The 13,769-nt window shown below is 69.2% G+C and carries 10 protein-coding genes; all 10 read left to right on the top strand.

Translation table 11 applies throughout. The features are described from left to right. The first annotated feature begins 88 nt into the window (after positions 1–88). The 10 genes from CAL24_RS15180 (at position 89) to CAL24_RS15135 (ending at position 13,644) form a co-directional block, all read left to right on the top strand. Positions 89–1,330 (top strand): efflux RND transporter periplasmic adaptor subunit, encoded by a 1,242-nt coding sequence (locus CAL24_RS15180; RefSeq protein ID WP_094807106.1) that lies wholly within the window; start codon positions 89–91, stop codon positions 1,328–1,330. Between the two features lie 61 nt (positions 1,331–1,391). After that, complete coding sequence (locus tag CAL24_RS15175) at positions 1,392–4,631, top strand: efflux RND transporter permease subunit (RefSeq protein ID WP_094807105.1); 3,240 nt, start codon at positions 1,392–1,394, stop codon at positions 4,629–4,631. Next, positions 4,628–6,130 (top strand): efflux transporter outer membrane subunit, encoded by a 1,503-nt coding sequence (locus tag CAL24_RS15170; RefSeq protein WP_094807104.1) that lies wholly within the window; start codon positions 4,628–4,630, stop codon positions 6,128–6,130. Before CAL24_RS15175 ends, CAL24_RS15170 begins: the two co-directional genes overlap by 4 nt. Then, the gene (locus CAL24_RS15165; RefSeq protein WP_028354088.1) at positions 6,127–6,867 is read left to right on the top strand and encodes a pyridoxine 5'-phosphate synthase; all 741 of its coding nucleotides are present in this window, start codon (positions 6,127–6,129) and stop codon (positions 6,865–6,867) included. The genes CAL24_RS15170 and CAL24_RS15165 overlap by 4 nt, the downstream gene beginning before the upstream one ends. Positions 6,868–6,952: 85 nt before the next feature. Continuing rightward, complete coding sequence (acpS, locus tag CAL24_RS15160; protein WP_028354087.1) at positions 6,953–7,390, top strand: holo-ACP synthase; 438 nt, start codon at positions 6,953–6,955, stop codon at positions 7,388–7,390. Between the two features lie 42 nt (positions 7,391–7,432). Continuing rightward, on the top strand, positions 7,433–8,488 hold the full coding sequence (gene nagZ / locus CAL24_RS15155; protein WP_094807103.1) for a beta-N-acetylhexosaminidase: 1,056 nt from the start codon (positions 7,433–7,435) through the stop codon (positions 8,486–8,488). Beyond that, positions 8,451–10,280: an excinuclease ABC subunit UvrC gene (uvrC, locus tag CAL24_RS15150; protein WP_094807102.1), complete on the top strand. Its 1,830-nt coding sequence runs from the start codon at positions 8,451–8,453 to the stop codon at positions 10,278–10,280. Before nagZ ends, uvrC begins: the two co-directional genes overlap by 38 nt. A gap of 38 nt (positions 10,281–10,318) precedes the next feature. Beyond that, positions 10,319–10,891 carry a CDP-diacylglycerol--glycerol-3-phosphate 3-phosphatidyltransferase gene (pgsA, locus tag CAL24_RS15145; RefSeq protein ID WP_028354084.1) on the top strand — a complete coding sequence of 191 codons (573 nt, stop codon included), beginning with the start codon at positions 10,319–10,321 and terminating at the stop codon, positions 10,889–10,891. Positions 10,892–10,969: 78 nt separating this feature from the next. Beyond that, complete coding sequence (locus tag CAL24_RS15140; protein WP_094807101.1) at positions 10,970–12,274, top strand: MFS transporter; 1,305 nt, start codon at positions 10,970–10,972, stop codon at positions 12,272–12,274. Between the two features lie 158 nt (positions 12,275–12,432). Continuing rightward, positions 12,433–13,644: a zinc-dependent alcohol dehydrogenase gene (locus CAL24_RS15135; protein ID WP_028354082.1), complete on the top strand. Its 1,212-nt coding sequence runs from the start codon at positions 12,433–12,435 to the stop codon at positions 13,642–13,644. Positions 13,645–13,769 lie beyond the last annotated feature (125 nt).

Raw genomic sequence — 13,769 nt, 5'->3', positions numbered from 1 at the left:
CAGTAACGGGCTTCCCGAACGCCTATCCGGCGCGTTCGGCCCCGTGTGCGCGGACTCTCGCGGCGCGGTTCTACTCCGTGAGGACTTCATGCGTTTTTCGCCTCATCGTGTCTCGGGATTCGGCGCCGTCGCGCTCGCCGTCCTGGTCCTGGCAGGTTGCAAAGAACAACCGCAGATGAATCCCGGCATGCCGCAAGTCAGCGTCGTTACCGTTGAGCCCAAGCCCGCGTCGATCATTTCCGAACTGCCCGGCCGCGTCGACGCCGTGCGCGACGCGCAGATCCGCGCGCGGGTTACCGGCATCGTCCAGAAGATCGAATTCGAGCAGGGCGGCGACGTCAAGGACGGCCAGCTGCTGTTCAAGATCGATCCGGCGCCTTACAAGGCCGCGCGCGATCAGGCCGCGGCCCAGCTCAAGCAGGCCCAGGCCGACCTGTACAGCGCCAAGGCCCTGGCCGATCGCTACGCGCCGCTGGTCAAGGCCAACGCGGTGAGCAAGCAGGAATACGACAACGCGGTGGCGGGCTACCGGCAGGCCGAGGCTGCCGTGGCGGCGGCCAAGGCCAACCTGGACAACGCCTCGATCAACCTGGGCTATACCGACGTCACGTCGCCCATCGACGGGCGCATCGGCAAGCCGCTGGTCACCGAGGGCGCGCTGGTCGAGGCCGCCTCGGCCACGCAGATGGCGCTGGTGCAGCAGCTCGACCCGGTCTACGTCGATTTCACGCAAAGCACCGGCGACCTGGCCAAGCTGCGCCAGGCTTTCGCCAGCGGCCAGATGGAGCGCGTGGGGCCGGATGCCGCCAAGGTCAGCGTGCTGCTCGAGGACGGCTCGGTCTACCCGCATGACGGCAAGCTGCTGTTCACCGGCATCACGGTCGATCCCACCACGGGCCAGGTCAACCTGCGCGCCGAGGTGCCCAACCCCGACCACATCCTGCTGCCGGGCATGTACGTGCGCGTGCGGGTGGACGAAGGCATCAACAAGCAGGCCCTGCTGGTGCCCCAGCAGGCGCTGCAGCGTACCGCCGACGGCATGCAGAGCCTGATGCTGGTCAAGGACAACAAGATCGAGCAGGTTGCCGTCACGACCGGCGCGGTCATCGACAACCAGTGGCTCATCACCAGCGGCCTCAAGGCCGGCGATGTGGTCGTGGTCGAGGGCTTCCAGAAGATCCGGCCCGGCGCGCCGGTGCAGGCTTCGCCATGGAACCCCGGCGCGGCGGGCAAGGCCGCGCCGCCGGCCGGCGGCCAACCCCCCGACGCAGGCAAGCCCCCAGGCGAAGGGGCGGCGCCTCAGCAGCCGGCCGCGGGGCAGAAATCCTGAACGGCACGCGGCGCGCAGCGCCGCGTGCCTGTTTTCGTGAGCACTTTCAGAGTCAGCCCACATGCCGCAATTCTTTATCGATCGACCGATTTTCGCCTGGGTAGTCTCCCTGTTCATCCTGCTGGCCGGGCTGTTGGCCATCCCCAACATGCCGGTGGCGCAGTACCCGGACGTGGCCCCGCCGGCGATCACCATCACCGCGACCTATCCCGGCGCGTCGGCCAAGGAAGTGGCCGAGTCGGTCACCAGTATCATCGAGGACGAGCTCAACGGCGCCAAGGGCCTGCTGTACTACGAGTCCGTCAGTGACTCGTACGGCCAGGCCCAGATCACCGCCACCTTCGCCCCGGGCACCGACCCGGGCCTGGCCCAGGTGGACGTGCAGAACCGCGTCTCCAACGTGTCGGCGCAGTTGCCCGGCGCCGTGACGCAGCAGGGCATCCAGTACGAGCAGACCAGCGCCGGCTTCCTGCTGATCGTCACCCTGTCGTCCACCGACGGCTCGCTCGACCAGACCGCGCTGGCCGACTACATCACGCGCAATATCAAGAACCCGGTCTCGCGCGTGCCGGGGGTGGGGCAGTTCCAGCTGTTCGCGGCGCCGCGCGCCATGCGCATCTGGATCGACCCGGACAAGCTGGTGGGCTACAACCTCAGCGCCAGCGACGTGAACGCCGCCATCAGCCGGCAGAACGTGCTGATCTCGGCCGGCAGCATGGGCGCGCCGCCCAACCCGGACAGCCAGCGCTCCACCGCCACGGTCATCGTCAACGGCCAGCTTTCCACGGTCGAGGCGTTCGGCAACATCGTGCTGCGCGCCAACACCGACGGCTCGTCGGTGCGGCTGCGCGACGTGGCGCGCATCGAGGTGGGCGCGGACAACTACCAGTTCGGCGCGCGCCTGAACGGCAAGCCCACGGCCGCGTTCGCCATCGTGCTGTCGCCCGACGCCAACGCGCTGGCCACCGCCGAGGGCGTGCGGGCCGAGATGGAATCGCTGTCGCGGTATTTCCCCGGCAACATCACGTACGACATCCCGTACGACACGGCGCCGTACGTGAAGGTGTCGATCGAGCAGGTGCTGCACACGCTGGCCGAGGCCATGGTGCTGGTGTTCCTGGTGATGTTCCTGTTCCTGCAGAACGTCCGCTACACCCTCATCCCGGCCCTGGTGGTGCCGGTGGCCATGCTGGGCGCGTTCGCGGTGATGCTGGCGCTGGGCTTCTCCATCAACGTGCTGACCATGTTCGCCATGGTGCTGGCCATCGGCATCCTGGTGGACGACGCCATCGTGGTGGTCGAGAACGTCGAGCGCATCATGGCGACCGAAGGCCTGCCGCCCAAGGAGGCCACCAAGAAGGCCATGCCGCAGATCAGCGGCGCCATCGTCGGCATCACGCTGGTGCTGGTCACGGTGTTCCTGCCGCTGGCCTTCATGAGCGGCTCGGTGGGCGTCATCTATCGCCAGTTCTCGGTGGCCATGGCCGTGTCGATCTTCTTCTCGGCCTTCCTGGCGCTGACCTTCACGCCGGCGCTGTGCGCGACCATTCTCAAGCCCATCCCCAAGGGCCACCACGTCGACAAGAAAGGCTTCTTCGGCTGGTTCAACCGCAAGTTCGACGCCACCACGCACGGCTACCAGAACTGGGTCTCGCGCATCCTGCACAAGGGCGGGCGCATGATGCTGTTCTTCCTGCTGCTGGTGGTGCTGCTGGGCTGGCTGTATTTCCGCCTGCCCTCGTCGTTCCTGCCCGAGGAAGACCAGGGCTACGTGGTCAGCAACATCGAGCTGCCGGCCGGCGCGAGCGCCAACCGGACCATCGACGTGATCGAGCAGGTCGAGCAGTACTTCATGGGGCTGCCGCAGGTCGAGAACATCATCACGGTGCAGGGCTTCAGCTTCAACGGCAACGGCCTGAACGCCGCCATCGCCTTCTCCACGCTGAAGGACTTCTCCGAACGCAAGGGGCCTGGCGACTCGGCCGGCGCGATCGCCTTCGCGGCCTTCCAGAAGCAGCTGATGGGCATCCATGACGCCCAGGTGTTCACGCTGGTGCCGCCCGCGATTTCCTCGCTGGGCAATGCCAGCGGCTTCGACTTCCGGCTGCAGGACCGCGCCAACGCGGGCACCGAGGCGCTCGCGCAGGCCACCGCCCAGCTGATGGGCGAAGCCATGAAGAGCCCGGTGCTGTCGCAGGTGCGCATCACCGGCCTGGGAGCCGGGCCGCAGCTGAACCTGACCATCGATCGCGACAAGGCCGCCGCCCTGAGCGTGGACTTCGACGCGGCCGCCACGCTGATCTCCACGGCGCTCGGTTCGGCCTACATCGACAAGTTCCCGAACATGGGCCGCATGCAGAACATCTGGGTGCAGGCCGAGGCCCGCCATCGCATGCAGGTCGACGACATCCTCAAGATGAACGTCCGCAACAACGAAGGCGGCATGGTGCCCCTGTCGAGCTTCGTGACGGCCAAATGGACGGAAGGCCCGGTGCAGGTCGTGCGCTACAACAGCTACGAGTCCATGCGGATCGGCGGCGACGCCGCGCCCGGCTACAGTACCGGCGAGGCCATGGCCGAGATGGAGCGCCTGGTCGGGCAGTTGCCGGCCGGCTTCGGCTACGAATGGAACGGCCTGTCCTACCAGGAACGTCAGGCGGGCAACCAGGCGCCCATCCTGATGGGCCTGTCGCTGCTGGTCGTGTTCCTGGTGCTGGCCGCGCTGTATGAAAGCTGGGCCATCCCGCTGTCGGTGATGCTGGTGGTGCCGCTGGGCATGCTGGGCGCGGTCGCGCTGGTGTCCGTGCTGGGCATGTCCAACGACGTGTACTTCCAGGTGGGTATGGTGACCGTGATCGGCCTGGCGGCCAAGAACGCCATCCTGATCGTCGAGTTCGCCAAGGACCAGTACGCGCGCGGCATGGGGCTGTACGAGGCCACCGTCGAGGCGGCGCGCCTGCGCTTCCGTCCCATCCTGATGACCTCGCTGGCCTTCATCCTGGGCGTCATCCCGCTGGCCATCGCCACGGGCGCCGGCGCCGCCAGCCAGCGCGCCGTCGGTATCGGGGTGCTGGGCGGCATGTTGGCGGCCACGCCGTTCGCGGTCATCTTCGTGCCGACCTTCTTCGTCGTGGTGCTGAGCCTCTTCAAGACCAAGCCGCGCCTGCTCGGCAACGAGCTGAAGCAGTTCGAGGCCGAACAGGCCGCCAAGCGCGCCCGCGAATCGGCCTCCGACGATGCCGCCGACGGCTCCGGCAAGGCTTCCGATCAATCCGCCCCTGGGCAGGAGGGCAAGGAATGACCGCCCTGATGTACAAACGAACCGCGCTGTCGCTGTGCGTGGCCACGGCCCTGGCCGGTTGCTCGCTGGCGCCGGACTACCACCGTCCCGAGGCGCCGGTGTCGGCCGACTGGCCGGCCCAGCCGAAGGTCCAGTACGGCGCCTACGACACGCCGGCCTCGCTGTCCGAACAGCCTGCCGCCGCGGTGGCGCCGGCGGCTGCGGTGCCGGCGGCCGATATCGGCTGGCGCGAGTTCTTCCGCGATCCGCGCCTGCAGAAGCTGATCGAACTGGCGCTGGTCAACAACCGCGACCTGCGCATCGCCGTGCAGCGCGTCGAAGAGGCGCGCGCCCAGTACGGCGTGCAGCGCGGCGCGCAGTGGCCCAGCATCGGCGCGGGCATCGACGGCACGCGGCAGCGCACGCCGGCTAACATGAGCCCCACAGGCTCGGATACGGTCGGCAACACGTTCCAGGCCGGCATCGGCCTGACCACCTTCGAGATCGACCTGTTTGGCCGGCTGCGCAGCCTGTCCGAGGCGGCCTACCAGCAGTACCTGGCCACCGAGCAATCGCAGCGCAGCGTGCACATCACCCTGGTGGGCGCGGTGGCGCAGGCCTACTTCACGCAGCGCGCCGCCGAGGTCCAGCTCGACCTGACCCGCAAGACGCTGGCTTCGCGCCAGGAGTCCTACGACCTGGTCAAGCGCCGCTTCGACGGCGGCGTGGCGTCGGAACTCGACCTGAACCAGGCCAAGGGCCTGCTCGACTCGGCCTCGGCCGACCTGGCGCAACTGGCGCGGGTGCGCGCCCAGTCCATCAATGCGCTGACCGTGCTGGTGGGCGCGCCGTTGCCGGCGGACTTGCCGCCGCCCGCCGAGTTCGGCCGCGACCAGCTGCTGGCCTCGGTGCCGGCCGGCCTGCCGTCGGACCTGCTCGAGCGCCGTCCGGACATCATGGCCGCCGAGAACCAGCTCAAGTCGGCCAATGCCAATATCGGCGCCGCGCGCGCGGCGTTCTTCCCGACCATCTCGCTGACCGGCATGCTGGGCGTGGCGAGCACCTCGCTGGGCTCGCTGTTCGAAGGCAGCCAGCGCGCCTGGAATTTCACGCCGTCGATCACCACGCCGATCTTCGCCGGCGGCAGCATCCGCGAGGGGCTGAACCTGGCCAGGGCGCGCGACAACATCGCGGTGGCGCAGTACGAGCAGACTATCCAGCAGGCCTTCCGCGAAGTCTCGGACGCGCTGGCGGGCGAGGCCACCTACGGCGCGCAGCTCGATGCGCTGCGTTCGCTGCAGACCTCCACCGCCCGCACGCTGGAGCTGTCCACCCTGCGCTATCAGGGCGGCGTCGACAGCTTCCTGCAAGTGCAGACGGCGCAGGTCGATTTCTTCAGCGCCCAGCTGTCGCTGGTGCAGGCGGGCCTGGAGGCACTGAACAACCGCGTGGAGCTGTACAAGGCCCTGGGCGGCGGCTGGAACGAAGTCACGCAGGTATCATCCGCAAAAGCACCATGATTGAGCTGGGCGTCAATATCGACCACGTGGCGACGCTGCGCCAGCAGCGTCACACGAGTTATCCCGATCCGGTGGCCGCCGCGCTGCGCGCCGAAGACGCCGGGGCGGACCTGATCACGCTGCACCTGCGCGAGGATCGCCGGCACATCCAGGATGCCGACGTGCATGCCATTCGCCCGGTGCTGCGCACCCGCATGAACCTGGAATGCGCCATCACCCCGGAAATGCTCGACATTGCCTGCGCGGTGCGGCCCAGCGATGTCTGCCTGGTGCCCGAGAAGCGCACCGAGCTCACCACCGAAGGGGGGCTGGACGTGGTCGGCGCCTTGCCGGACGTCAGCGCGGCGGTGGCCCGGCTGCGCGACGCCGGCATCCGGGTGTCGCTGTTCATCGACCCGGAGCCGGCCCAGATCCAGGCGGCCGCCCAGGCCGGCGCGCCCGTCATCGAATTGCACACCGGGGCGTATGCCGAGGCTGAAGGCGAGCAGGTCGCGCGCGAGCTCGACCGGCTGCGCGCGGCGCTGGCCGAAGGGCTGCGCCACGGCATGCGCGTCAATGCGGGCCACGGCCTGCATTACGGCAACGTGGCGCCGATCGCCGCGCTGGACGGCATCGCCGAGCTCAACATCGGCCATGCCATCGTCGCCCAGGCCGTGTTCGACGGCTGGGAAAAGGCCGTGCGCGACATGAAGGCGCTGATGGTGCAGGCGCGCGGCCAGGCGCTGCGCGGCCGCTGACACGCCCGTCCGCGCGGTCGCGTATCATTCCGGGTACGGGGCGCCGTTGCCCCGCGACCCCCACGCCGCGCCCGCTCCACTGCCGATGTCCGATACCTCCGTCCCTCCGATCCCGACGCCTGCCGGCGGCATCGCCGGCATCGGCATGGACCTGCTGCGCATCGACCGGGTCGAGCGCGCCCTGGCGCGCCACGGCGACCGCTTCGCCGAGAAGATCCTCGGCCCCGAGGAACTGCAGAAATTCCACGCCCGGCGCGCGCGCGACGCGGCGCGCGGGGTGCGCTTCCTGGCCACCCGCTTCGCCGCCAAGGAAGCCTTCTCCAAGGCCATCGGGCTGGGCATGCGCATGCCCATGACCTGGACCCGGGTGCAGACGCTCAATGCCCCGGGCGGGCGCCCGGTGCTGGTGATCGCGCCCAGCCTGCTCGAATGGTATGCGCCGCGCTTCGGCGCCGCCCATGTTTCCATCACCGACGAATCCGACCTCGCGGCCGCCTATGTGGTGGTCGAGCGCAAGCCCTGAAGCGGGCCGGGCGTCTTTCCGGACATCAAAGGACAAATCCGTATGGCCAAGAAACACAAAGCGTCGCTGCCGCCGGGCCCGGTCATGGTCGACGTGGCCGGCACCCGGCTCACCAAGGAAGAAAAGCAGCGCCTGCGGCATCCGCTGGTGGGCGGCGTGATCCTGTTCGCGCGCAACTTCGAGAACCGCCGCCAGCTGTGCGAGCTCACGCGCAAGATCCACCGCGCCCGCGGCGAGCCGCTGCTGATCGCGGTCGACCACGAGGGCGGCCGCGTGCAGCGCTTCCGCGACGACGGCTTCACCCCGCTGCCGGCCATGCAGGCGCTGGGCAAGGTCTGGGACCGCGACCCGCTGGCCGCCATGCGCATGGCTACCGAGGCCGGCTATGTGCTGGCCGCCGAACTGCGCGCCTGCGGCGTCGACCTCAGCTTCACGCCGGTGCTCGACCTGGACTACGGCGTCAGCCAGGTGATCGGCAGCCGCGCCTTCCACCGTGATCCGCGCGTGGTGGCGATGCTGGCGCGTGCCCTGGCGCAGGGCCTGGCGCAAGCCGGCATGGCCGCCTGCGGCAAGCATTTCCCCGGCCACGGTTTCGTGGGCGCCGATTCGCACCACGAGATCCCGGTCGATCCGCGCTCGCTCGAACGCATCCTGAAGGACGACGCCGCGCCCTATGCCTGGCTGGGCGACGCGGTGCTGCCGGCGGTGATGCCGGCGCATGTCATTTATCCCAAGGTCGACAAGCAGCCCGCCGGGTTCTCGCGGCGCTGGGTCCAGGAGATCCTGCGCGGCCGCCTCGGCTACGATGGCGTGGTGTTCTCCGACGACCTCACCATGGAAGGAGCCGCCGTGGCCGGCGACATCCTGGCGCGCGCCCAGGCCGCGCTGGGGGCGGGCTGCGACATGGTGCTGGTGTGCAACCGGCCCGACCTGGCCGACGACCTGCTGTCCCGCCTGGAGGTCGACCATCCGGCCGAGTCGGTGGCGCGCATCCGCCGCCTGATGCCGCGCTTCGCCGCGCCCGACTGGGACACCCTGCAGGCCGAGAGCCGCTACCAGCATGCCCGACGAATTCAATCTCAAATCGTTCCTGGCTGACCTGCCGCACCTGCCGGGGGTATATCGCCACCTGGATGCCGACGGCGAGGTCATGTATGTAGGCAAGGCGCGCGACCTCAAAAAGCGCGTCTCGTCGTATTTCCAGAAGAACCTCGCCAGCCCGCGCATCGCCCAGATGGTGGCGAAGGTGGCGCGCGTCGAGGTCACGGTGACGCGCTCCGAGGCCGAGGCGCTGCTGCTCGAGAACAACCTCATCAAGAGCCTGCGGCCGCGCTACAACATCCTGTTCCGCGACGACAAGTCATATCCGTACCTGCTGATCACCGGGCATGAATGGCCGCGCATCGCCTACTACCGCGGCAGCACCAACAAGCGCGGCCAGTTCTTCGGCCCGTTTCCCAACGCATGGGCGGTGCGCGAGACGATCCAGATCCTGCAGAAAGTATTCCGCCTGCGCACTTGCGAGGACACGGTGTTCGCCAACCGGTCGCGGCCCTGCCTGCTGCACCAGATCGGCCGCTGTTCGGCCCCCTGCGTGGGCGCCATCGGCGCCGCCGACTATGCCAGCGACGTCGGGCGCGCGGCGCGTTTCCTGAACGGCGAGGCGCGCGAGGTCATGGGCGAGATCGAGCAGCGCATGCTGCAGGCTTCCAGCGAGCTGCGCTTCGAAGAGGCCGCCGCATTGCGCGACCAGATGGGGTCGCTGGCGCGCGTGCTGCACCAGCAAACCATGGAGGAAGCCAGCGGCGAGGACACCGACGTCATCGCGGTGGCGTCGGCCGGCGGCAAGGTGTGCGTGAACCTGGCCATGGTGCGCGGCGGCCGCCACCTGGGCGACAAGCCGTTCTTCCCGGTGCACGTCGACGGCCAGGAGGCGCCGCAGGTGCTCGAGGCCTTCGTCGCCCAGCACTACACCGACAACCTCCTGCCGCCGGTGCTGGTCTGTACCCATGCGTTGCCCGATGCCGGGCTGATGGGCCTGCTGGCCGAGCAGTCCGGCACGCGTCCCGCGCGCGTGCTGACCCGGCCGCAGGGCGCGCGGCGCGCCTGGCTCGAGCAGGCGGCCAAGAACGCCGAGCTGGCGCTGGCCCGGGCGCTGACCGAATCCGGCGCGCGCGCGGCCCGCACGCTGGCGCTGGCCGAGACGCTCGACCTGGACACCGACGAGGCCGCGCTGGATGCGCTGCGCATCGAATGCTTCGACATCAGCCACACGGCCGGCGAAGCCACCCAGGCGTCGTGCGTGGTGTTCCAGCACCACGACATGCAGCCTTCGCTGTACCGGCGCTACAACATCGCCGGTATCACGCCGGGCGACGATTACGCCGCCATGCGCCAGGTGCTGACCCGCCGCTTCGGCAAGGTGGCCGACGGCGAGGCGCCCATGCCCGGGCTGGTGCTGATCGACGGCGGCAAGGGGCAGGTGGAAGTGGCGCGGCAAGTGTTCGCCGAACTGGGCCTGGACATCCAGACCCTGGTGGGCGTGGCCAAGGGGGAAGGGCGCAAGGTCGGCCTGGAAACGCTGGTCTTCGCCGACGGGCGGCCGCCGGTGGCGCTGGGCGGCGAGTCGGCCGCGCTGATGCTGATCGCCCAGGTGCGCGACGAAGCGCACCGCTTCGCCATCACCGGCATGCGGGCGCGCCGCGCCAAGACGCGCAATGTGTCGCGCCTGGAGGAAATCGAAGGGGTCGGGGCGCGCCGGCGCCAGAGGCTGCTGGCGCGCTTCGGCGGGTTCTCGGGAGTGGCTTCGGCCAGCATCGAGGACCTGGCCTCGGTGGACGGCATTTCCCACGAGCTGGCCGAGCGCATCTACGAGGCCCTGCGCGGATGACGGAGATTTTTCCGCCAGTGATGTAGCATACGCTCATTATGCCAATCAACGTGCCTATCATCCTGACGTGGCTGCGTATCGCCATGATCCCCCTGGTGGTCGGGTTGTTCTACATCCCCGACACCTGGATGGCCGAGCCCGCCCGGGATACCCTGGCCGCCTGGGCCTTCATCATCGCGGCCCTGACCGACTGGTTCGACGGCTGGCTGGCGCGCCGCTGGAACCAGACCTCGGCCTTCGGCGCCTTCCTCGATCCGGTGGCCGACAAGCTCATGGTGTGCGCCGCCCTGATCGTGCTGCTCGACCTGGGGCGGGTCGACGCCTTCATCTCGCTGATCATCATCGGCCGCGAGATCACCATTTCGGCCCTGCGCGAATGGATGGCCAAGATCGGCGCCAGCGCCAGCGTGGCCGTGCACCGGCTCGGCAAGTTCAAGACCGCCGCGCAAATGGTCGCCATTCCGTGCCTGCTGTACAACCAGCCGCTGTTCGGCGTGTCCAGCAAGATGGTGGGCGATGTGCTGATCCTGATCGCGGCCGTGCTGACCGTCTGGTCGATGCTGTATTACCTGCAGCGCGCCTGGCCGGCCATCCGCGAGAAGTCCCGGTAACCCGGCTGTCCCGACCTTCCGTCCAACCGAGCGGGCCGGTGGCGCCCGCGCTTTCACGGCCCGTCGGCCGTCGCAGACATGTATTCCGCAGATTCCGCCGCGCTCGATTCCCCCGAACTGCGCCGCCGCGACTGGCTCACCATTCTGCTGATCGGCATTGCCCACGCCTCGTCGCACTTCTTTCAATTGGTGCTGCCGTCCCTGTATGTGTCGCTGGGCACGGCGTTCGATCTCGACTTTGCCCGGCTGGGCCTGCTGGTGTCGGCGTTCTACGTGGTGTCGGGCATCGGCCAGGCGTCTTCGGGCTTCGTGGTCGACCGCGTCGGCGCGCGCCCGGTGCTGTGGTTCGGCCTGGCCTGCTTCGTCCTGTCCGGCGTGCTGATCGGCTCGGCCAACGGCTACGCGATGCTGATGGCCGCCGCCGTGGTCGGCGGCATCGGCAATTCGGTGTTCCATCCGGCCGACTATTCCATCATGAACCATCGCGTCAGCGCGCCGCGCCTGGGCCATGCCTTCAGCACGCATGGCCTGACCGGCAATCTCGGCTGGGCCCTGACGCCGGTGTTCATCACATCCATCACGCTGCTGGCCGACTGGCGCGTGGCGGCCTTCAGCGCCGCCGGGCTGGTGGCGCTGGTGCTGCTGCTGACCGTGCTGGGCCGCGACCTGTTGGGCGGCCCGGCGCCCGAGGCCGCGGCGCCCGGGGCCGCCCAGGCCAAGGCGCCGGCGGCCCCCGCGTCCCAGGAAAGCGTGCTGGCCACGCTGGCCGCCTTGCTGTCCAAGCCGGCGCTGTGGGGAGCCTTCCTGTTCTTCGCCTGCACGTCGATCGCGCTGTCCTCGGTGCAGAACTACACCATCCCGCTGCTGGGCCAGCTGTACGACCTCTCCAAGGTGGTCGCCAGCTCGGCGTTGTCGGGCTATATGGTGGCTTCGGCGCTGGGCATGGCGGCCGGCGGCTTCCTGGTGTCGGCCAACCCTCGCACGGAACTTACCATGACAGTGGCGCTGATCCTGGCCGGCCTGACACTGGTCGTGCTGGCGCTCGGCCTGGTGCCCGCCGGCCTGGCGGCCATCGTGGTGGGCGTGGCCGGCTTCTGCTCCGGCGTGGCCGCGCCCTCGCGCGACATGCTGGTGCGGCGCGTCACGCCCAAGGGCGCCACCGGGTCGGTCTATGGGCTGGTGTATTCGGGCATGGACGTCGGTTCGGCCCTGGGGCCGCTGGCCTTCGGCCTGCTGCTCGACGCCGGGCTCAGCCAGGGCCCGTGGGTGGGCGCCGGGCTGGCCTTCGCGGCCGCGGCGCTGCTGGCGCAATGGATCGCGGTGCAGGCGCGCCGCGCCGCCCCGGCCGCGCCGGCCGGCAAGCATTACAGCCCCCAGAAATAATCGCCGGCGCGCCGCGCGCCAGCCGCCACGGCGGCCCGGCCGCCATCCCGGCGGGCATGCACCTTGCTGCCCACCGACGCTCCCATTGCCTGTCCAGCCGTACTGCGCGATTGCCGCCAGGCGATCGCGCCGGCCGGACTCCCACAGGAGAGAGCGTCATGAAAGCGGTTGTATTCCACGGCATCGGCGATATCCGGCTGGACGACGTGCCGGAGCCGTCCCTGCAGGACGAGACCGATGCCATCGTCCGCCTGACTTCCAGCGCCATCTGCGGCACCGACCTGCACTTCATCCGCGGCACCATGGAGGGCGTCAAGCCGGGCACCATCCTGGGCCACGAAGGGGTCGGGGTGATCGAGCGGCTGGGCGCGGGCGTGCGCAACTTCAATATCGGCGACCGGGTCATCATTCCGTCGACCATCGCCTGCGGCTTCTGCTCGTACTGCCGCGCCGGCTATTACGCCCAGTGCGACACTGTCAATCCGAACGGCAAGGACGCCGGCACGGCCTTCTACGGCGGGCCCCGGCAGACCGGCCCGTTCGACGGCCTGCAGGCGGAGAAAGCCCGCGTGCCGTACGCCAACGTCAACCTGGTGCGCATCCCCGACGAGGTCAGCGACGAGCAGGCCATCATGCTGTCGGATATCTTCCCCACCGGCTACTTCGGCGCCGACCTCGCGGATATCAAGCCTGGCCACACCGTGGCCGTGTTCGGCTGCGGGCCGGTCGGGCAGTTCGCCATCGCCTCGGCCAAGCTGCTGCGGGCCGGCCGCATCTTTGCCGTCGATGCGGTGCCGGACCGGCTGGAGATGGCGCGCGCCCAGGGCGCGGAAACGGTCGATTTCAATGCGGAAGACCCGGTCGAGACCATCAAGCGGCTGACCGGCGGCATCGGTGTGGACTGCGCCATCGACGCGGTGGGGGTGGACGCCGTGCATGCCCATGCCGGCCCGGCCGCGGCGGACCCGGCCATCGCCGGCCACGAGCGCGATGCCGGCGAACTGGCGCCGCATGCCCAGCCCCGCAAGGGCCAGTGGCAGCCCGGCGACGCGCCGGCGCAGGCGCTGGACTGGTCGGTGCGCGCGCTGGCCAAGGCGGGCACGCTGTCCATCATCGGGGTCTATCCGCCCACCGACCGCATCTTCCCGATCGGCATGGCCATGAACAAGAACCTGACGGTCCGCATGGGCAACTGCAACCACCGCAAGTACATTCCCGCGCTGGTGGACCTGGTGCGGGCCGGGGCCATCGACCCGGCGGCGATCCTGACGCGGCGCGAGCCGCTGGTGTCCGCCATCGACGCCTACCGCGCCTTCGACACGCGGCAGCCCGGCTGGATCAAGGTCGAACTCGCGCCAGCCGGCCATTGAGCAGCCGGCCAGGGCGCCGCTTTTCTGCATGACGGCGGGTCGCCGTTGACGCCGCGCAAGGTCGGTTGCGCGGCGCTACGCTGTAATAACCATGCCAAATAAATGGTTATTTGTCAGGAAAGCAA

This window comes from Bordetella genomosp. 2, assembly GCF_002261345.1.
GTDB lineage: Bacteria > Pseudomonadota > Gammaproteobacteria > Burkholderiales > Burkholderiaceae_B > Bordetella_A.
This window is presented reverse-complemented; position numbering and strand designations above follow the sequence as displayed.